Source organism: Gracilibacillus salitolerans (assembly GCF_009650095.1).
GTDB lineage: Bacteria > Bacillota > Bacilli > Bacillales > Amphibacillaceae > Gracilibacillus > Gracilibacillus salitolerans.
Window position 1 is genome coordinate 2,573,542 of record NZ_CP045915.1, and the last position, 19,825, is coordinate 2,593,366.

21 protein-coding genes are annotated in these 19,825 nt (G+C 35.4%); 5 read left to right on the plus strand and 16 right to left on the minus strand.

The genetic code is table 11. The annotated features are described in order from the left end of the window. The first annotated feature begins 667 nt into the window (after positions 1–667). From GI584_RS12040 to GI584_RS24400, 3 genes are all read left to right on the plus strand, one after another. Positions 668–1,702 (plus strand): ArsR/SmtB family transcription factor, encoded by a 1,035-nt coding sequence (locus GI584_RS12040; protein ID WP_153791386.1) that lies wholly within the window; start codon positions 668–670, stop codon positions 1,700–1,702. A 167-nt stretch (positions 1,703–1,869) separates the two neighbouring features. Further along, on the plus strand, positions 1,870–3,099 hold the full coding sequence (locus GI584_RS12045; protein WP_153791387.1) for an MFS transporter: 1,230 nt from the start codon (positions 1,870–1,872) through the stop codon (positions 3,097–3,099). A 635-nt stretch (positions 3,100–3,734) separates the two neighbouring features. Further along, complete coding sequence (locus GI584_RS24400; protein ID WP_407647362.1) at positions 3,735–3,956, plus strand: DUF6157 family protein; 222 nt, start codon at positions 3,735–3,737, stop codon at positions 3,954–3,956. Between the two features lie 8 nt (positions 3,957–3,964). On the opposite strand, the gene GI584_RS12050 is transcribed toward GI584_RS24400, so the two are convergent. Together GI584_RS12050 and GI584_RS12055 are read right to left on the minus strand one after the other, a co-directional pair. Then, on the minus strand, positions 3,965–5,467 hold the full coding sequence (locus GI584_RS12050; protein ID WP_153791388.1) for an FAD-dependent oxidoreductase: 1,503 nt from the start codon (positions 5,465–5,467) through the stop codon (positions 3,965–3,967). 543 nt (positions 5,468–6,010) lie between these two features. Then, positions 6,011–6,979, minus strand: a complete 969-nt coding sequence (locus GI584_RS12055; RefSeq protein ID WP_153791389.1) for a P1 family peptidase — start codon at positions 6,977–6,979, stop codon at positions 6,011–6,013. Between the two features lie 72 nt (positions 6,980–7,051). On the opposite strand from GI584_RS12055, the gene GI584_RS12060 reads away from it, so the two are divergent. After that, positions 7,052–7,327 (plus strand): acylphosphatase, encoded by a 276-nt coding sequence (locus tag GI584_RS12060; RefSeq protein WP_100360431.1) that lies wholly within the window; start codon positions 7,052–7,054, stop codon positions 7,325–7,327. Between the two features lie 41 nt (positions 7,328–7,368). Here GI584_RS12060 and GI584_RS12065 read toward each other — a convergent pair whose 3' ends face one another. From GI584_RS12065 to GI584_RS12100, 8 genes are all read right to left on the minus strand, one after another. Continuing rightward, on the minus strand, positions 7,369–7,608 hold the full coding sequence (locus GI584_RS12065) for a ferredoxin family protein (RefSeq protein WP_100360430.1): 240 nt from the start codon (positions 7,606–7,608) through the stop codon (positions 7,369–7,371). Between the two features lie 115 nt (positions 7,609–7,723). Continuing rightward, complete coding sequence (locus GI584_RS12070) at positions 7,724–8,293, minus strand: histidine phosphatase family protein (protein ID WP_153791390.1); 570 nt, start codon at positions 8,291–8,293, stop codon at positions 7,724–7,726. Positions 8,294–8,391: 98 nt separating this feature from the next. Then, the gene (locus tag GI584_RS12075; RefSeq protein ID WP_100360428.1) at positions 8,392–8,595 is read right to left on the minus strand and encodes a DUF6501 family protein; all 204 of its coding nucleotides are present in this window, start codon (positions 8,593–8,595) and stop codon (positions 8,392–8,394) included. Between the two features lie 78 nt (positions 8,596–8,673). Then, positions 8,674–9,717, minus strand: coding sequence for an AbrB family transcriptional regulator (locus GI584_RS12080; RefSeq protein ID WP_153791391.1), 1,044 nt, complete (start codon positions 9,715–9,717; stop codon positions 8,674–8,676). Positions 9,718–9,821: 104 nt separating this feature from the next. Continuing rightward, entirely contained in the window at positions 9,822–10,784 is a 963-nt protein-coding gene (msrA, locus tag GI584_RS12085; RefSeq protein WP_153791392.1) for a peptide-methionine (S)-S-oxide reductase MsrA, read from the minus strand. Between the two features lie 82 nt (positions 10,785–10,866). Further along, positions 10,867–11,355: a VrrA/YqfQ family protein gene (gene vrrA / locus GI584_RS12090; RefSeq protein ID WP_157801863.1), complete on the minus strand. Its 489-nt coding sequence runs from the start codon at positions 11,353–11,355 to the stop codon at positions 10,867–10,869. Positions 11,356–11,902: 547 nt separating this feature from the next. Next, positions 11,903–15,007, minus strand: coding sequence for an AAA family ATPase (locus GI584_RS12095; RefSeq protein ID WP_153791393.1), 3,105 nt, complete (start codon positions 15,005–15,007; stop codon positions 11,903–11,905). Position 15,008: 1 nt separating this feature from the next. Continuing rightward, a complete protein-coding gene (locus GI584_RS12100) occupies positions 15,009–16,160 on the minus strand; it encodes an exonuclease SbcCD subunit D (RefSeq protein ID WP_153791394.1) in 1,152 nt (383 codons plus the stop codon). A 111-nt stretch (positions 16,161–16,271) separates the two neighbouring features. Between GI584_RS12100 and GI584_RS12105 the strand changes: the two genes are divergently transcribed. Then, positions 16,272–16,601: a YolD-like family protein gene (locus GI584_RS12105; RefSeq protein ID WP_157801862.1), complete on the plus strand. Its 330-nt coding sequence runs from the start codon at positions 16,272–16,274 to the stop codon at positions 16,599–16,601. 30 nt (positions 16,602–16,631) lie between these two features. On the opposite strand, the gene GI584_RS12110 is transcribed toward GI584_RS12105, so the two are convergent. The 6 genes from GI584_RS12110 to GI584_RS12135 all read right to left on the minus strand — a co-directional run bounded on the left by GI584_RS12110 (position 16,632) and on the right by GI584_RS12135 (position 19,683). Continuing rightward, positions 16,632–16,853, minus strand: coding sequence for a YozE family protein (locus GI584_RS12110; RefSeq protein WP_100360421.1), 222 nt, complete (start codon positions 16,851–16,853; stop codon positions 16,632–16,634). 23 nt (positions 16,854–16,876) lie between these two features. Continuing rightward, the gene (gene tatC, locus GI584_RS12115) at positions 16,877–17,629 is read right to left on the minus strand and encodes a twin-arginine translocase subunit TatC (RefSeq protein ID WP_194841982.1); all 753 of its coding nucleotides are present in this window, start codon (positions 17,627–17,629) and stop codon (positions 16,877–16,879) included. 80 nt (positions 17,630–17,709) lie between these two features. Then, positions 17,710–17,883: a twin-arginine translocase TatA/TatE family subunit gene (gene tatA, locus GI584_RS12120; RefSeq protein WP_100360419.1), complete on the minus strand. Its 174-nt coding sequence runs from the start codon at positions 17,881–17,883 to the stop codon at positions 17,710–17,712. A gap of 30 nt (positions 17,884–17,913) precedes the next feature. Then, entirely contained in the window at positions 17,914–18,093 is a 180-nt protein-coding gene (locus GI584_RS12125; protein ID WP_100360418.1) for a twin-arginine translocase TatA/TatE family subunit, read from the minus strand. Between the two features lie 94 nt (positions 18,094–18,187). Beyond that, on the minus strand, positions 18,188–18,679 hold the full coding sequence (locus tag GI584_RS12130; protein WP_100360417.1) for a dihydrofolate reductase: 492 nt from the start codon (positions 18,677–18,679) through the stop codon (positions 18,188–18,190). Positions 18,680–18,729: 50 nt separating this feature from the next. Next, a complete protein-coding gene (locus GI584_RS12135) occupies positions 18,730–19,683 on the minus strand; it encodes a thymidylate synthase (RefSeq protein WP_100360416.1) in 954 nt (317 codons plus the stop codon). Between the last annotated feature and the right edge of the window lie 142 nt (positions 19,684–19,825).

The window sequence follows — 19,825 nt, forward strand, 5'->3', positions numbered from 1 at the left end:
TAGTGATTTGTTTCTCTTCCTAAATTATACAATTGGCTCTGTAACGAACTAATTTCAGCTTCCAGTTTTCTTATATCCAATAACAACATCCTTACAATTTCCATTTTCTTTTAGAATACCATAAGTAATCCTAGACTTCCTTAATTTTACTCCGAAACAGTAGATTCTCCCTATGTAAAGTCATAAAATTGGATATATATGTTAATGTAAATATTAAATTATACACTTTTTAACTGATTAGAGAGGGGAGTGCAATAGAAGAAGGGGAGATTATTTGTTAAAAATATTTCATATTGTTTTGTCAGTTATTGTTCTTATATTAGCTACTTATGGGTTAATTTCGAAAGATTATGCGTATTAAACTTATATGATGCTTAGCTAACGGACGGACTATTACCTAATTAGGAATAGCGCTAATATATAAGGGGTGTATTTCAAGGTGGGTTTTGCGCAGTTTTGGTTTTTGATAAGTCTTGTAACGGTGTTCACTCTTTGATCTTCAGTTGACAAACGGAATATTAATGGATAATTTATACGTTAGAAAACTTTTTTAATACATGTTTGACATTCATCAAACTTTTTGTTAGATTAATGATAATAATTGTAAGAATTTTTTTGCGCCGACATTAGATTGTTATCAAATAATAAGTTAGGATGTTATAAAACTATGGAAAAACTGCATGGAAACTTTTATGCTGATCGCTCGCCCGTTTATGAGTTGTTTATACTGATGCTTCAAGTCTCAGATTACAAGGATCCGGAAAAGGATACGTATCACAAACCTGAAATCGAAAAAATGAATCAGTGGATTGCTGAACAACGAAAATCCCTCCCTGAACATATTCTCGATGAATTAAACGTATTTTTCCACCCGGACAGCTTTTTTGGGTTGTCGATGACTCAGGTTGTTTACCAGTTCAACAAATATGGCGACATTGAGGAAAGCCTGGAGTTTCTAAAATCAGCGGATGCCAAAAAGATGATTTACTTCTTCTTTAATACTGGTCATAACTCTTTGGAAAATGAATCCATTATCGATAATCCTTCCGAAGTGCATAAGCATATCAAAAATAGCACATTGACACTGCCAGAAAAGTCCAAATTATTTTATCTCTATTTTGATCCTGAAGAGACGAAGGAGCGATTTGTCAATCTCATTCAGCACTGTTATGAACAATTATATAAACCAATTAAAAACCAGCTGGAAACAATTCATACGCAAGGCTTGGAGAACATCAAAAGACTGTCCGGTCAACAGTTAAAAGAAATTATCCGTTTTGATTCTCACTCAGATGAAAAGCTCCCTGAAACCATTGTTATTTTCCCTTCTTATTATCATCAGGATAACTCGGTTTTTTCATACGCAAGTAATGCCGATATCGCTATCTCCATAGTCGGAATGCAAATGATTGAGGATAAAATGGAGGGGACCAATACAGAAGAAAAGGTGATTGAGCTCGCTCGCGCCTTGTCGGACAGCAAGCGAATTACTATTATCCGGGAATTAAACAAGGCGCCATATTACGGATTCGAACTTGCACAACGACTTAATTTATCAAGTCCTACTATTTCGCATCACATGAATATCCTGTTTCGACTGGGCCTTGTAACCACATCCAAATATGAAAACAAGATATATTATGAAGTCAGCAAGGAGAAATTAAAGCAGTCTCTTGCAGAAATGACCGATCTTCTTACCTGACCCGAATCAGGTAAGACAATGCTTAAAAAGAGTATGATCTAACATTAGATAACTGTCTAAATATATATTTGATCTGCCTCCATACTAATAACACCGTGATTTATGCCACGACATTTGATAATTATCTAATGTGAAGTTTGATTAAAATTAATTGGGAGGGATTTCAAATGAAAGCAATTTTTACGAACAAAAATTTCATGCTGTTGTGGGTGGGTTTAACTGTATCAAGGTTTGGCATTCGATTTATTGACTTGGTGATTATGTGGTATGTGATTCAGGAGACAGGGTCAGCTTTAGCGTTGGGCGCTACTGTAATTTGCATAACGTTGCCGACACTTTTATTCGGACCTATCGCCGGTGTGATGGCTGATCGATATGACAAGAAGAAAATAATGGTCATCATGGATTTTTGCAATGGAGCTTTCATGTTTATCCTATCAGCATTGTTAATAACCGGAAATCTATCCATGCTGCTACTGTATATCTTGGTAATTTGCATGTCCATTGTATCGGCATTTTTCAATCCTGCGTCAAGTGCCAGTATACCGCTTCTTATTGAGGAAAGATATTTGACTCAGGCGAACTCATTGAATCAATTCAGTACACAAGGAAGCAATATCATTGGACCGGCTGCTGCTGGAATTTTATTGGCGGTATTCAATAACGAATATGGGTTGTTATTGATTGCCGGCGGAATTGCCTTTATTATTTCGGCCATAACAGAAATATGGATAAAGGTGCCTTCCGCAAGCGACGGAGAACAAGTTGACACTGAATTTATACAGGAACTAAAAGAAGGTTTGCAATTCATTTTGGAAGATAAAAGACTACTGATGCTCATCATTTCCGGCGGATTGATCATCAATTTCTTCCTGGCACCACTATCCGTTTACTTTACGATCATGAGTGACAGCATTTTTAATGTCGGATCGGCCGGACTCGGGATGTTGAATTCATCGCTTGCAATCGGGGCTTTAATCGGTTCATTAATGATCATGTTCAATCTTTATAAGGACAAATACAAAACCGCAATTGCAGGACTGGTTATGGAAGGCGTCGGACTGGTTTTGATCGGTTCCTTCATGGATTATTATGTAACGATTGCTGCCGTATTTATTATTGGAATGGGTACCTGTTTTGCAAGTATCGGATTGACTACACTATATCAAACAATCGTCCCAAAGCAGAAAATGGGCAGAGTATTGAGTATAGTCACCGTACTTTTGACCATTTCCATCCCATTAGGCACGCTGTTTGGATCGATGATCATCAGCTATATTCCAATGTTTGCAATCCTGCTTGCATTTGGGATTATTGTAACACTATCCGGATTGTCGGTCTTCATCATTGCAAAACAAGACAATACGGCCATCGAAAAAGAAGCTGTTTCAAGCTAAAATAATCATGGGAGAGGAGCTTTCTGTCTTCTTTCCATTTTCAAAAAGTCTCTGCCAGCAAGAATCAATGCATCACCGGACTATTTTTTTCCTTTAATCATGAGATGATTTACCGACATGGAATGGGTCGAAAGGAATAAAACAGATCATCGAGAATTATTTATAATTAAATAGGAGTATTCTTCCATAAGCAGGGGTGCATTGTTTTATCCGATAATAAGAGGATTCTAATAAAACTAAGACAGTCAATCTAAATAAGGGTTTCCATAAACGAGGGCTCTTCTCGAATAAGAAGGTGTGCTTTTTTTAAGGAACATCCAATAACCTAACAATAAATCCCAAGTGAAATTAGTTTAAAAAAGAGGAACCAAGCATTCTGTGACGAATTAATTTTATGAAATGGGATTTATAAAATTTAGATGAAAACCTGAAAGGGAGGAATTAATTTGGGACAGGTCTGAAGAATTTGTATCCCCAGACCTTCCTGAATGCAGGACGATGGAAAAGGTCAACTTTTTATGTACACGCATGGTAGGTTTAAAGGAAGTCCCGTTTTTCGTTAATTAACGCCCTTTGCGAATCAGATGCAAACTCTGAACAAGAAACGTTTTTTCTTGGTTAATGGAGGTGAATCTATGAATTACCGTGATACGTTTATATTAATTTCCGATGATTGTTCCGTACGTGAAAGCAAGGTTCCTGAATCAAATCGAAAAAAGCAAACAATAGCTGAAATCGAGTATAGGCTTATCAGTGAAAAACCTCATTCGAATTTAGTTTACATAATATATATTATAGGAAGTAATATAGAAAAAGGAACTCAATATCTCATATACAAAGTATACTTAAGATATTGAGACAAGTTTTAATTTTCAAGATCAATTTTGTTTAAATGTTTAGTTGCTGGCCCTTCAATAATTGTACCGTCGTATGAAAATCTTGATCCGTGACATGGACAATCCCAGCTTTTTTCAGCTTGATTCCAGTTACATTCACATCCAAGATGTGTACATGTTGTATCAACGGCATGAACTTGATTCTGTTCGTCTTTATAAATTCCTACAACTTGTCCATTACGTTTCCTTTTTATAGCTGTGTCTGGTTCTAGGTTATCATGTTCATTTTGGACATCTAGTTTTCCTTTTACAAATTCTTTCGTTACATTGGAATTGTAACTGATGAATTTCTTTACATCTGGATCGGCATGAAAACGCTGTGGCTGATACAGTTCTTTGTAAGGATTATCCTTATCCATAATGAGATCTGTTAGCAAATGTGCTGCTACAACACTATTGGTCATACCCCATTTGCGGAATCCAGTTGCAACGTATACATTGGGGTGTTTTCTGTTTAATGACCCGACATACGGAATTTTATCTAACGTAGTAAAGTCTTGTGTTGACCATTGATATTGCCAATCTTTTACGTCCAAGTATTGTGAACCAAAACTTTGCAAGTCACGATATGGATTGGTATTTTCTTTCTTATATTGGCCTGTTTTATGTGATTCGCCACCTAATAACCAAACGGTTTCATTTTCGTGTTTCACATAACGAATAGATCGTTTTGGTTGATCAATATCTAAATACATTCCACCAGGATAAGCCTGATTAGATGTTAAGCCTAAAACATATGATCTCGAAGGATACATTCTGGTGCTGTAAAATGCTTGCCCTTCATAAAACGGAAACTGCGTAGCAATAATAACATGATCGGACAAGACGTTATGATTACGAGCTGTTCTTACGATCACTTTGTTTTGATAATCAATATCTACTGCTGTTGTGTCTTCATATATTTTACCACCATTTTCTAGTATCTTATCGATCATAACTTTTAGAAAATCAGTAGGGTGAAATTGCGCTTGCTCATACATTACTAATGCTGACTTGAGTGGGATGGAAAAAGGTATGCGATTCTTTATCTCCCCACTAATATTTAATTTTTGATAAGCATTTGCTTCCTCTTCTAATTTTTGTTGATTTTTTTCACTGTTTGTATATAAAATGGCGTCTTGGTGATCAAATTGACATGGTATATGATAATGCTCAGTAGTATCTTTAATAAACTGCATTGCCTCAACTTGACTTTGGTAATATTTTTGCGTATTTTCTAAACCAAAATGTTCCAGTAATTCATGATATACTATACCGTGTTGTGCCGTTACTTTTGCTGTTGTATGGCCGGTCGTTCCGTGAAGCAACCTACCTCTTTCTAATAACACTACACGAATCCCATTCTGAGACAAAAGGTATGCGGATAAAACACCGGTAATTCCACCACCAACAATGGTCACGTCGGTTTGAAGGCTTTCATTCAAAACAGAAAAGCGTCTGATATCTATATCTAACCAAATCGATTGATGCATAAGAAATCCCCTTTTTTTAAATGCTATTTCTAGCATTACCTAAAAAAAGAGGAATATCCCAACTTTATCGTTGTTTACGCAACATATTAAAATTTGTAACAGGCTTGTTCACTTTCACTTTTACTTTCATCATTGGGATACTACTTCCGTTTTCATCGAACATTCGTGCGATCTTTTGCTGAAAACGATAAAACTCAGGTCTTTATCTATACTGAAATTTGCTGGATCTTTCATATATATCAATTATTTTTAGAATAGATGTTGACTACTGTAGGGAAAAAATAGTGATTTTAATGACATAGAGAGGTATTATTTATTAACAAAACAGCATTCCTCATATGAGAAATGCTGTTAGGAACTATTACGCCTATTTTCATAGTAAATCCATCCATAATAGACGATCCAGAAAACGAAAGTGGTGAGTAATGCATAATGGTTGTGACTCCTAGGAAGAAAATAAATAAGTACTAGTCCCAAAACGATAAATGGTATTAGTAAAATAAGGTATTTTTTCTTATCCATTTGCCACACTCCAATCAGTTATTACGATAAATCTTGTACACTAGGAACCCCTAAGACCGTTTTTGCTTTTGTAACACCATCAATAATGGCTTCCGTTACAACCTTTGTGGCTAAAATACTTATGATAGTAGGGTCTACTTCTATTCTGTTAGATGTCATGGTAAATAAGGTATCTCCATCCATCAATGTATGCGAAGGATTGATTGTCTTGGCAATTCCATCTTGCGCAATGGTAGCCATTTTATTCGCTTGTGCTTTCGTTAATTTGGCATTTGTCATAATTGTTCCTATCGTTGTATTTCCATAATAACCATGATGGTTTAATGATTGTTCTCCTTTTGATAATAATATGTCTGATGTAGATAATAATTGATTCTTTTTTCTGTCGAATATTCCTGCTATTTGTTTACCTGTATACGGATCGATGACATCTCCTACTGCATTAACGGCAACAGTAGCTGCAATTTGTAATGGACCTAATTGATAACCAGCATAACCAATTCCAGCTTTCATGCTGAATTCAGGACCTAATGCTTTTCCAATGGTTGCGCCTGTACCTGCGCCGATATTTCCAAACACCTTCTCATTTTGATAAGCATTCTCACAAGCTTTATATCCCATATCTTGATCTGGTCGTATCTTATTATCCCCAATACCAAGATCAAAAAGAATAGCCCCAGGTACAATTGGCACTTTTGTCGTCTGTACGTCAAAGCCAATTTCTTTTTCTTCAAGAAATTTCATTACACCACTGCCGACATCCAATCCATAAGCACTACCCCCTGCTAAAAAAGTAGCATGAACCTTCTCCACCGTGTTCTCTGAAGCCAATAAATCAGTTTCCCTACTCCCTGGTGATCCTCCTTTTACATCTACTCCAGTTACAGCGCCTTCTTCACAAATAATTACAGTACATCCAGTTAAGGCAGTATGATCTTGATTGTGACCTAGTTTAAAATCATCTATTCGATCTACGTAAAGCGTTTTCATTTTAATCTCCTTTCTTTAACTTTTGAATTGTGAAATTTTCAATGATACTATCGTAGGAAAGAGGTGATTATATTGAGACAAGTTCATGTGATCGTTTCAGGTCGTGTACAAGGTGTAGGTTTTCGTTCCTTTACGCAACAAATAGCGATCCAGAACGATATAGTTGGATGGGTGAAGAATCTAGATGATGGCTCCGTTGAAATTGAAGCACAAGGTGAAGATAATAAAGTTGACACATTTTTAATGCAAGTTAAAAAAGGCCCCTCCTTCTTTGCAAAAGTGAAGAATATTGAAATTACAGAAGAAGATGTAAAAACCGCATTTCAAAAATTTGAAATTAAGTATTAAAAAACCGCTATTACATATAGCGGTTTTACAACTTGTATGATTTAACTTTCTTCAAAGAACTTGCGGTTTAATGAGATATATTCATTTTCATCATCTGGTACTTCATCTTCCATATAAATAGCCTCTACAGGGCATACAGCTTCACAAGCACCACAATCAATACAAATATCAGGATCGATATAAAACATATCTTTTCCTTCTTCTATACAATCTACAGGGCAAACTTCTACGCATTCACCTGCTTTTTCTTCTTTACAAGGTGAAGTAATTACAAATGCCAAGACGGTCCCCTCCTTTAACGATTAATCGTTATGTATCTCTTTACATACACATTCTATCATAATTTTCAAAGCCCGAATACCATTATAGCTTATTTCATAGAGTTTTCAAATCATATTAGTAAAAATGAGATTGATTATCTTCCCAAATTCTCTCCGTAATATATTCACCGCCAATACGTTGAATCAAAAAGACATCGGGGTTGGTAAGAGTTTTCCATTCATGAAAACCAAAATCAACATGAAATTTCTGCAACATAAGAGCAAGTAAGTTGCCATGTGTTACAATTATAATATTCTCATTTAGCTCTTCTTTCATACATTCATCCAAAACTTGCTCGGCACGTTTATAAGCTTCGTTCGATGATTCCCCACCTGGTAGCTTAAAATGGAAATTTTGAAAAGATTCTTCTAAAATATCGATCCAATCATCTACAGGCTGCTCGCTTAGTAATCGTTCCTTTAACCTCTCGTCCGTTTCAACTGGAATACCTTGACGAGATGCAAATGGCTTGATACTTTCTTGCGCACGCATATAAGGACTTGTAATGATACGATCTATTTGAAAGCTAAGTCTTTCAAGTTGTCTAGCTAATTCATACGCTTTTTGTATGCCTTTCTTTGATAAAGGAGAATCACTGTGTTGTCCTATAGCATGGCAATGACGGATTAAAAGAATTCTTTTCATATTATCAGCTCCTATGGAGAATCTTTGAAAAGTCTAGCATTAAACATAAAAGTCCCTATTATTTATATTTTCCCAATACATACTATTAATAAACATAGTTAAACAAGTTCGAAGTAATCCTTTTTAAAACCAGCTATTCGATCGGTGTTGTCGATAACAAAATAAAATTCATCTGTTTCGTTTTTTACGTCATATATTTTTCCTTCTGTTAAAACAGAATTTACTTTATATTTTTTAGCATGAGTGTGGACACATTTTATTTTTTTTATAGTATGGTTGTTTTCCCAATTTTGATGAATCATTTATGTCCCTCCTTCCTTTCTATCATAAACATTTATTCCCTTTTATACAAGGAATTTTCTGAAGTTAACATAATATTATTATGGTTCATTAAAAGGATTAGTCATTTTTTTAAGGATAAAGGGCAATACCATAATAATAAATAATAGTCTTATCAATTGCAGGGATCCTACAATGGAAGGATCTGCATCTACTTCACCAGCAGTAATCGCCATTTCTACCAATCCACCTGGTGCAAGGCTAAGCATTGCTGTAGCGAAACTGAGGTCGGATAGTTTAGCAAATATGTATCCTAGCCCGGTCGATATCACAATGATAAAGCAAGTAAACAAAAAGAAAACCCAGGAAAAGTTACCAGCTTTTTTTAAATCTGACATCGTTATCGATAACCCTAAGTGAATTCCGATCGATACTTGCGCTACATGGTATAAACTTACCGGCACATCACTTACTGGAACAGACAGTAGTTTTAAACTTGCAATTACCAGCATGGGGATGAGTACATAGGGGGCAGGAATTTTATAGCGTAATAGATATGCCATTCCAAAAAGCAGAAAATACAACAACACTGTCCAAACATTCAACTCGATAGCTGAATTGGTAAGCGCTTGCTGCGGATCTGACTGAATAAACATAAATGATGCCATGAGTGGTACAAGAAACAGGACAGCCATTAGTCTAATAGTGTGAAAGATTGCTACTAATCCTGTGTTAGCATTCATCGAATCACTCATTGCTACCATAACTGATAATCCTCCCGGGATGCTACCTAACACACCAGTTGAGGGTTCTATTTTTGCATATTTAGCTAACATTTCTCCGCTTTTCATACAAACATATATCAGTACTAAAGTAATAATTAAAAAAGGAATAAAATACGGAATCACTTTACTTAATGTATTGGATGTGAAAGTAGACCCAATTTGTGCTCCTGTAAGCAAAAAACTAATTTGCAATATTGTTTTGTTTTGTGCAAGTGGTTCGGTTATTAACCAATTTAATATGAATACGGTTATCAACGGCCCTAATATCCACGGTAGTGGGAAATGTAAAAGAAGGAATACTCCTGTTATTATTAATGAAGCGGTATACATTAACAAAAGATAACTTATATTTTTAACCATAATACACGCCCTCTTTTATCACGGTGCTAACCGTCAGTTAGGATCAAAACCCTTCACTGATGGAAGCTCACCTTATGTAAAAACTTCCCGAAAACAACGGGAAGTTATTCGAATAATGCCAGGTATTCCTCAAGACCTTCCTCTTTCAGCTTTTGCTTTGGAATAAATCGTAAGGCAGCGGAATTAATACAATATCTCATTCCACCTTCTTCAACCGGACCATCATCAAATACATGACCGAGATGAGAGTCAGCCTCATCACTTCTTACTTCAATTCTTCGCATGCCATGTGATGTGTCTAGATTTTCTGCAAGTCTATTACGGCTTAAAGGTTTAGTGAAACTTGGCCATCCGCATCCTGCGTCATATTGGTCTGTAGTTGAAAATAACGGTTCGCCACTAACAATGTCTACATATATCCCTTCTCCCCGGTTATTCCAATATTCATTATCAAACGGTCTTTCTGTACCATTTTCTTGTGTGACATGATACTGAATTGGCGTTAAGCGTTCTTTCAACACTTCTTTTGAAAAATTGTCACCCCAATTTCTTTTAATGAAATCCGCTCTACCTGAACCTTTTTTATACATCTGATAATGAAAATTTTGTTTTTTGTAGTAACCTTGATGTTGATCTTCTGCTGGATAAAAAGGTTTTTCTGGTAATATGTCAGTTACGATCGGTTTATCAAACTTACCACTTTTTCCCAATTCTTGTTTAGATTGTTCAGCTAATTTTTTTTGTTGATCATTTGTATAAAATATAGCGGTTTTGTATGATTCACCACGATCATGAAATTGGCCTCCGGGATCAGTAGGATCGATTTGTTGCCAAAATATCTCTAACAGTTTTTGATATGAAAAAACTGCTGGATTGAACGTGATTTCTACCGCTTCACGATGTCCTGTTGTATTGGTACACACTTCTTCATATGTGGGATTAGGCTTGTCTCCCCCTGTATAGCCAGATACCACTTGCTCGATACCTGGTTGTTCATCAAATGGTTCCACCATACACCAAAAACAGCCACCTGCAAAAATTGCTTTCTCGAGAGATTGCTTTGTCATGAAAAAGCCTCCTACTAAACATGATTACTTTTATTGTGCTCTTAGTGTAAAAAAAATGCAAGTGGTCTGTTTTTAAAGAAAATTAAATAAACAGTTTCGGCTGAGATTCACTCGTTCGAATTGGAGTAGAACTTCTACTTACTTGTTTGTTTGATGTCGGTGTACTTTCTGTAATAGTCATTTCTTCTGCTTCTTCTTCTACGTCTACTTCATTTTGTTCTTCATCGTCGTCATCATCATTTATCTCGTTTAATGCCTTCATCATATTGATTAATTTCGGAGCGTTTTTAATCATCGGACCGTATTCTTTAATTAATGGTGTTGCTTGTTGTGCGACTTTTAATACTTGTTGAACATTATTTAACGTTCCCATTAGATTCGACCCTCCACCTGTTGCCACATTCGTTGCTTGGGTTATATTAGAAGCTTGTGATGGTAAGAAACGTTGCAGTAATCCTTGTAGTCCTGTCGGATTCGTCATTTGATTTGGAACAGGACCTCGGGGAAATAATCCCTGTGTTGGCATGTTATGTTGTGAGAACATCGGTGGTTGGTTTGGTGGACGAAACATATACATTCTCCTTCCGTATAGCACGTTGATATAGTATATGTTCATTTGTCTAGAATGGTATAGGCTGAAAAGAAACTAGACAAAATCATAGATTATTAAGGATTCTCCAATTGGAATACTAGGACGATCATTTCTACAACTGAAATAAAGGAATCACAGCAATCTTGTGAGCCAATGACCTTTCACCAAAAGTATAAAGGCGCTCGGAGCTAGACATCTCTGTTTATGCTTTCTTAAAGTATTAAAAAGGTATACACGCGCTTCATAAAGCAGTGTATACCTTTGTTCTACATCTCTTTTATTCTGATATGACATCTGTTGTAATAATTATTGCTAGGGAACCACTTATTATTAAGCCAAAAAGTACTGCTGATAACATCATTGTACCTCCTCGGTACCTTTATTGTTATTACTATCATATAAGAAGAAAAGGAGGATTCTATATTTGGAAATGAACATTTGATGACAAATAATATTTCCTGGGTAAGCGCATGTTTTGACAGTATACATCTGATTGGTGTTGTTTTTTGTATCTTTTTGATTATTTTTAGCCTATTTTGAACTTTGCGACAGAACCAGTATGCGATGCTTCTACTACTAATTTCGCTTTGATTTCTTCTTTTAATTGTGCTACGTGGGAAATAACACCAATCACTCTATGATCTTGCTGTAATTCTTTTAAACATTTAATTGCTTGCTCTAGTGATACTTCATCAAGTGTACCAAAACCTTCATCAATGAATAGCGTATCTAACTGCACACCACCTGCATGAGCTTGAACAATATCAGCCATCCCTAATGCCAAGCTAAGGGCTGCTTTGAAGCCTTCTCCGCCAGAAAGTGTTTTTACTGATCTTTTCTTACCGGTGTAATGATCAAGCACCTCCAAGTCGAGGCCACTCTGGGCTCCCCGTTTTGCCAACTCTTCACTTCGAATTAATTGATAGCGGTGGTCTGTCATTTGATCAAGACGCATATTTGCCTGTAACAATATCTCATCCAAAAAGGTCGATAATACAAACCGCTCAAATGAAAGTCTCGCAGTATTGTCACCTCTAGCTAGATCAGCCAATTCTCCAATATGGAAATAATCATCTTTAATTTCCTTCATTTTTTCTTCTAATTCATTCGTTTTCCTAATTGTTGCAATCAACTGATCAATATGAAATACAATAGATTGTACCTGTTTATTTTTTTCATCTTTATCCTTTTCTACATTGGCCATCTTGTCTTCCAGTTTTGATAAATCTGGTTTTTCAACATCTTTTACCAACTCTGTCAGGGTAATTAACCTACTTTCTACTACATTTCTTTGCTCCCCATGTTGTGATATGTGATTTTCTATTTCCTGTTGTTCTTCAAAAGGTAGCAATGCCTGTTTATATTCTGAAATCGAGGCAAATCGATAATTAACAAGGGCTAGATTAAATTTCTCCTCTTGTTCTTCATATTTTTGCTGCAACTGAGTTGTAAATTGTTTTGATTCCTGATATTTAGTTTCCGCCTTGTTCTTATCCTCGATCGCTTTTTCATAATGTGCTTGTATGTCTTTCCATTGCTGTATTTTCATATTCAACTCTTTTTCCAAGCTATTAACTTGTTGTTTGAAAGCTGCAGGTGATTCCACATCAGCAGGAAGTTGAGCTTTAAGTTGTGCATATTTAGCATGTAATTGATGATAATCTTTACTTTTTTCCTGGTGCGTTTCTTGTATTCGTGCTTGTTCTTGCTTTAACCGGTCATATTCTTGCATTGCTGTTTGAATTTGTTTGAACTGATTTTGTAATTCTTGCATCTTATTGTAATGCTTTTTTGTTTCTTTTTTATTCTTCTGAATGCTTCCAAGTATAGATGCATCAACTTGTTGCAGTTGTTCTTTTGTGACCTGTTCCATATCCATATCTAACGATTGGATTAATCGCTTAACAATTTGTTTTTTCCCTTCTCCTTGTTCTTTAATTTGGAGGAGTGTCATTTGCATTTCTTTTGATTCTTCTTGTAATGTAGTAAAATATTTAGTCTCTGTTTCGATCATTTCATCTGATATGCTAGCATCTTCTATCTTGGCGAGGTCTGGATGATGAATAGAGCCACATACTGGGCATGCATCTCCATCCTGTAATGATGCTGCCAAATGACTCGCAAAATGTTTTTTTCTATCCTTTTCTAATTGCTCACATCTCTTTGCCTGGACGTCTGCTTCTGATTGCAGCTTATCAACTACATTTTTATATTGCTGATAATCTTTTCTTAACACTAACAATTCTCGATATTCTTTCTTTAAATCTTCCATATCTGATGCTTTACGTTGCTGTTGTTCAAGTTCATGCTTCAGTTGTTGTAAGATGCTGTCTGATTCATGGATCTTATCTCTGATCTCGTAGCTCGTTTCTTTCATTTTTTCTAATTCTTTGATTTTGTTTTCCAACAAAGTTTGTTTTTCCTGCATTTTCTTGATTGTTTCATTCAATTTATTTAGTTCTTTTCCTGCTGCTTCAAATTCATCCATTTTCTCTAGTAATTGCTGCTGCTCTTTCAACTGAAATTGTAAGGATTCACGTTCTTTTTCTTTCTTTTTTTCTTCTTCATATTTAACTTTAGATTGTTCAAATAAAACCTGCATTTCTTTTTGTTGTTTGGCTATATTTTCAAATATTTGTTGTTGAGAGTGCCATTCTTGTTTCCTAGTTTGCATTAATTCTTCTACCGGTTTTATTTTCTCAGCTGTTTTTGCTAGTTCGAGTTTTTCTTGCAATCTATCTATTTCTTTTTGTTTTAGCTGTAACTGTTTTTGTTTTTCTATCAATTGTTCATACTCAAGAAAATAGTCTACTAGTTTTTTTTGCTGATAATATTGCTCTTGAAACATGGTTAATTGGTTGTTTATTTGTTCTAATTCTTTATTTAGTGAAACTTTTTGCTCTTCTAGCTTGTGGTAACGGTCTTCAAGCTGTACTTTGACCTTTTTATTAGAGTCAGGATCGATAGTTTCATCTGGCAGCTTTTCTAATTCTTGCTGATATTGCCAATCTAGCTTTTCCAGTTGCTCTTTCAAAGATTTTGCTTCTTCTTTAAATTTTTCAGTAATATCTTTATAGATATAAGTCCTGAATATTTTTTGTAATACTTCTTCACGCTCTTTACTATTTTCAGAGATTAATTTTCGAAACTCACCTTGGGGAATCATAATCATCTTCTTAAATTGTTCATAATCAAGTCCAATCATTTCTTCAATCGTTTCGTTCACATCTTTTATTTTTGAAACAATTAATTCCCATTGTTGATCGTGATTATAAACGTAAAGACTAGCGCTAGCCGCTTCTTCCGTATACCCTTCTCCTCGCGCTTTAGGCTTCTGTTGTTTTGGGCTACGTATGACTCGATACATTTTTTGATGCAATACAAAGGTGAAACTGACTGAAGTTAGTTCAGATAAATTAGCAAAATGACTACGAAAACCATCTTGATCACGGTCAGTACCACTGGCTTTTCCATATAAACTGAAACAAATCGCATCAAAAATGGTTGTTTTTCCAGCACCAGTTGGGCCGGTGATCAAAAATATCGGTTCATCTCCTAAATTGGTAAAATCTATCCGTTGTTCCTCTCGATAGGGGCCAAATGCGGTTAGTTCAAGAGTTAAAGCGCGCATACTATTTCCCCCTCTCTTCTACCATAACTTTTTGTATGACATCTTGTACATATTTCGCCCGTTTTTCAGAAAGTTGTGATCCTTTTATCTCTTTATAGAAAGATGAAAAAAGTTGTTCATGGGTCATTTTCTGTCTTTCCTTTATCGATTGGATTTCTTTAAGTGATTGATGTACTAATTGGTGTTTTCGTTCTAAGCGTAAAATGTTTGGAAAAAGCTTGCGTAGTTTTGTGACAGGATCCAGGATTTGTCCATCATCCAACAATCGAATTTGGAGATAGTCAGCTGTCTCTTCCACAACACTTCCCTCTAATAATTCTTCAAAGTAACCCTCTACAATTCGTAAGTCTTTTGGTGCTTTTAAAGGAAGAGTACTTACTGTTTTCTCATTTCCGTCTAATTCCAGGATGGTAACAGTCTTTTTATGGTTTGCTTCTGAAAAGGAATATTTCATGATAGATCCGCTATAACGGATGTAATCACTTTTAATTTTCTGAGGTTGATGAAGATGGCCTAAGGCAATGTAATCAAAAGACTTAAATATAGAAGCGTCGATATAAGGAGTACCACCAATCATCGTAAGTCTTTCTTCAGACTCTGATTCCATTCCACCCGCAATAAAGGCATGTCCAACTAAAATATGGTGAGCTTGCTCCGTCATTTCTTCTTCTATCTGCCTTACTATCCGCTCCATCGCATCTTGGTGTGTTTGGATTGTTTCCTCTTGGAAATAATGTCTCACTTGTTCTGGTTCTATATAGGGTACTAAATGAAAGTAGACATCGTTATGTCCATCGTTAAAATATATTGGTTGAAAGACATCCTCAATAGATGTTGCTAAATATAAATGCTTGGATCGAAACAAGCTTGCTCCAAATCCGAGTCGATCAGGGCTATCATGATTACCGGAAATAGCAACAATTGGAATTTCCATTTCAACTGATACTGTAGTGAAAAATGAATTTAATAATTCAACAGCTTCCCTTGGTGGAACCGCTCGATCATAAAGATCACCTGCAATGATGATAACATCTGGTTTTTCATCTTGGATAATATTAATAAGATACTGTAGGACCACCTCTTGATCCTCTGTCATATGCAACCCATGAACAATTTTTCCTAAATGCCAATCTGCTGTATGTAAAATCTTCATATCATCTTCACCATCCCTTCCATATTTTCACTATTATTATACACGAACAAGTGATCGAAGTCTATTGATATAGAACTAATGTTCGTGTATGATGTTGTTGAGGTGATTTGTTTGGTACATGATCGAGGTAAAATAAAATGGGCTTCTTTAATGCTGCCTGAACATGTTGAAATGCTTCAAGATTTCTTTTCCGAAGAAGCCCCTAAGGAAAAGCCAGTTTTAAATGAAGATTATATCAATGAAATGGAACTAACCTTACAACAGGCGATTCACGATAAGAAAAAGGTAGAACTAAGTTATTATCAAAATGGTTCTATTAAGTCGGTTATTGGACATATTATTAAGATCCAACCAACAGAAAGAAAGATAACCGTTCAAGAAGCAACTATGAAACAGAAGGTTCCATTTGAAAATATTGTAGCTATAAGAACTATTGAATGAGTAGTAAAAGCCATGAGTGGTCTGGGACACTCATGGCTTAACTTCATCTATGTACTCATCCCATAGGTGATCATATGTTGCAATCGCTTCTGGAAAAGGAATGTGCCATTCAATATAACTACTAATTTCATAATAATCTTGAGAATGCTTTGGAAAGTCGTGATCATAAAACATCCAATCAGCTAACCTTCGAGCATCATCTAATTGTTTATTTCCACGATAACGCATCATAAATTGGTAAAAAGACTTCATACGCTTTCCTCAATCCTTTGTGTTTAATTATTCATAAATTCACGATGTTTTTCTTGCTTTTTGCGATAAACAATTCGCGATAATATAATACTGATTTCATAAAGTATAATTAAAGGAATGGCAACCACGATTTGCAATATAAAATCTGGTGGTGAAATCATGGTTCCGATAATAATAAGGATAAAATACCCGTACTTTCTCGTTTTGCTTAAAAATTGTGGTGTAACCATCCCTAAACTCGTTAAAAACATAGTTATAACCGGAACTTCAAAGAATACAGCAAACGGTAATGTCACTCTAAATATAAAGCGGAAATAGTTTTCAACTGTGAACATCGTATCAAACATTCCATCATTCAATGATAATACAAATGGAAGAATCAGCTTAATAAAAATGAAATAGCCAAAGGCAAGTCCAGATACGAATAAAATAAAAATAACTGGAATATAAACCAAGGAAATGCGTTGCTCTTTTTTCGTTAGACCTGGTTTAACAAATAACCATAATTGCATACATAGAAATGGTAATGTTGCAGCAAAGGCAACGACAAAGGCAATCATGAAGATGATCCAGATGATTTCTTCTGGAGAAATCAGATTTAATGTGATATCTATATCATTTAAAAAGAAATCTCTAATATCTTCCACAAAATACAGACCGCCAATAAAAGATAATATAAATACTAGTGCGGTCCATAACATACGATTGCGTAATTCGGCGAAATGGTCTAAATACCCCATTTCCTTCTCATTTGGTAATGTTTTGTCTTGCTTCATTTTAAACGTCCCTTCGTCATAAGCCAGTGTTACATGCAAGAAAAAGATGTAAAAGAATGTCTTTTACATCTTTACTTTCTCTATTTGCCTGAGTTATCTTTCTCTTCATTCATAAGATCATTGGTAGCTTTCTTAAACTCACGTAAAGAATGGCCAACAGCTTTACCGATCTCTGGTAGTTTAGAAGGACCAAAAATAATCAATGCTATAAGTAATATTAAAATTAACCCTGGAAAGCCAATATTAGATAACATGACGTTCACCTCGTTTATTGATCAAAAAAATTACGAATTATTATCTTTTTGCTCTTTTTCTTCATCTGTCAATTCACGTGCAGATTTTTTAAATTCACGCAATGTTTCCCCTGTTGCCTTACCGATTTCTGGCAATTTTTTCGGCCCAAAAACCACTAATGCAATAACTAATATTAAAATCAGCCCAGGAATACCAATAGAAGATAACATTTTTTTATGCGCCCCTTTATGTATATCAAATTATTCTCATCTTTTATCTTACCATGATTTCACGTGCTTGTCTTGGTTAACGGTAAAAATAGGATTACTTTTTCCGATCGTATTGTATAAAATAATAATCGTAGCGATTTTTCTCGTCCTTTTTGCCTTTTTCTTTCTTTGTTATAGGCCACTTATGTCCATCAAAGACAGGGAAAAAAGTGTCGCCTTCAAACTCTTCATCAATATAGGTCATATAAATTCGGTCTGCAAAATCAAGCACTTGCTTGAAAATTTCTTCGCCACCGATCACAAACCATTCTTTTTCAGGATTGGCTTTGTCCATTTCTTTAATTGCATCAACAGAATGAATCACTTTGCATTGTTCGTGTTCAAACTCTTTATTAGTCGTTAAAACAATATTATCACGATTCGGCAGAGGTCCATTCATGGACTCAAAGGTTTTTCGTCCCATAATGATAGCATGAGACGTGGTTAATTCTTTGAAAAATTTAAGATCGTTAGGTAAATGCCATGGTAACGTATTATCTTTTCCAATCACTCGGTTTTTTCCCATTGCAAATAATAATGATATCATTTTGCTCCTCCTTTTATCACGACGCTAACCGTCCGTAAGATCCCCACTGATTATACTGCGACTGGTGCTTTTATTGCGGGATGTGGTTGATAATTGTCCAACTTAATGTCTTCCAGTTCGATATCAAAAATGGATACACCTTCTTTGATAGAAACCGTTGGTAACGGTCTTTGCTCACGTTCTAATTGGGTTTCCACCTGTTCAAGATGGTTGGCATAAATATGTGCATCACCGAATGTATGAATAAATTCCCCTGGCTCTAAACCACATTCATTAGCAACCAATAGTGTTAGCAATGCATAACTAGCAATATTAAAAGGTACACCTAAAAAGATGTCACCGCTTCGCTGATATAACTGACAGCTTAATTTACCATCTGCTACATAAAATTGAAAAAGGGTATGACATGGCGGTAGTGCCATACTTGGAACATCTTCTGGATTCCATGCAGAAACAATATGTCTTCTCGAATATGGATTATGTTTAATCGCCTCGATTACATCTTTTAATTGATCAATTGTTTCTCCTCGTGAAGTTTTCCAAGCACGCCATTGTTTTCCATATACCGAGCCTAAATCACCAAATTTGCTTGCAAAAGCGTCGTCTTCTAAAATGTTAGCTTTAAATATTTCCATTTGCTGATTATATGCTTTTTTAAACTCGGGATCCTGTAGTGAACGATGACCGAAATCTGTCATATCAGGTCCATTGTACTCGTCGCTTTCCACCCAGTTCTTAAAAGCCCATTCATTCCAAATATTGTTATTATGCTTTAAAAGGTAACGAATATTCGTATCACCTTTGATAAACCACAATAATTCACTAACAATTAAACGAAAAGGTACTTTTTTAGTTGTTAGTAAAGGGAATCCTTCCTGTAAATCAAAGCGCATTTGATGACCAAATATCGATAAAGTACCTGTGTTTGTGCGATCATCTTTTTTTGTTCCTTCTGCGAGTACTTTTTTGCATAAATCTAAGTAGTTTTGTTCACTAATTGACATTTTTAATCTTCCTTCCTCACCAGCATTTATCACGGCGCTAACCATCAGTGGGGGTTTTGACATCCACTGATGGAAGTCACGCTATATTACAAATTCGTAACAAAGTTAACTTAAAATCATATTTCCCCTATTTTAACATAAA

Bases quoted from the DNA above. Each gene is read 5' to 3' on its own strand.
- GI584_RS12100 (WP_153791394.1), bottom strand. From the start codon at position 16,160: ATGAAGATTTTACATACAGCAGATTGGCATTTAGGAAAAATTGTTCAT.
- GI584_RS12095 (WP_153791393.1), bottom strand. From the start codon at position 15,007: ATGCGCGCTTTAACTCTTGAACTAACCGCATTTGGCCCCTATCGAGAG.
- GI584_RS12135 (WP_100360416.1), bottom strand. From the start codon at position 19,683: ATGTCAATTAGTGAACAAAACTACTTAGATTTATGCAAAAAAGTACTC.
- GI584_RS12045 (WP_153791387.1), top strand. From the start codon at position 1,870: ATGAAAGCAATTTTTACGAACAAAAATTTCATGCTGTTGTGGGTGGGT.
- msrA (WP_153791392.1), bottom strand. From the start codon at position 10,784: ATGACAAAGCAATCTCTCGAGAAAGCAATTTTTGCAGGTGGCTGTTTT.
- vrrA (WP_157801863.1), bottom strand. From the start codon at position 11,355: ATGTTTCGTCCACCAAACCAACCACCGATGTTCTCACAACATAACATG.
- GI584_RS12075 (WP_100360428.1), bottom strand. From the start codon at position 8,595: ATGATTCATCAAAATTGGGAAAACAACCATACTATAAAAAAAATAAAA.
- GI584_RS12040 (WP_153791386.1), top strand. From the start codon at position 668: ATGGAAAAACTGCATGGAAACTTTTATGCTGATCGCTCGCCCGTTTAT.
- GI584_RS12080 (WP_153791391.1), bottom strand. From the start codon at position 9,717: ATGGTTAAAAATATAAGTTATCTTTTGTTAATGTATACCGCTTCATTA.
- GI584_RS12050 (WP_153791388.1), bottom strand. From the start codon at position 5,467: ATGCATCAATCGATTTGGTTAGATATAGATATCAGACGCTTTTCTGTT.
- GI584_RS12110 (WP_100360421.1), bottom strand. From the start codon at position 16,853: ATGAAGTCTTTTTACCAATTTATGATGCGTTATCGTGGAAATAAACAA.
- GI584_RS12130 (WP_100360417.1), bottom strand. From the start codon at position 18,679: ATGATATCATTATTATTTGCAATGGGAAAAAACCGAGTGATTGGAAAA.
- GI584_RS12070 (WP_153791390.1), bottom strand. From the start codon at position 8,293: ATGAAAAGAATTCTTTTAATCCGTCATTGCCATGCTATAGGACAACAC.
- GI584_RS24400 (WP_407647362.1), top strand. From the start codon at position 3,735: ATGAATTACCGTGATACGTTTATATTAATTTCCGATGATTGTTCCGTA.
- GI584_RS12055 (WP_153791389.1), bottom strand. From the start codon at position 6,979: ATGAAAACGCTTTACGTAGATCGAATAGATGATTTTAAACTAGGTCAC.
- tatC (WP_194841982.1), bottom strand. From the start codon at position 17,629: ATGAAGCAAGACAAAACATTACCAAATGAGAAGGAAATGGGGTATTTA.
- GI584_RS12125 (WP_100360418.1), bottom strand. From the start codon at position 18,093: ATGTTATCTTCTATTGGTATTCCTGGGCTGATTTTAATATTAGTTATT.
- tatA (WP_100360419.1), bottom strand. From the start codon at position 17,883: ATGTTATCTAATATTGGCTTTCCAGGGTTAATTTTAATATTACTTATA.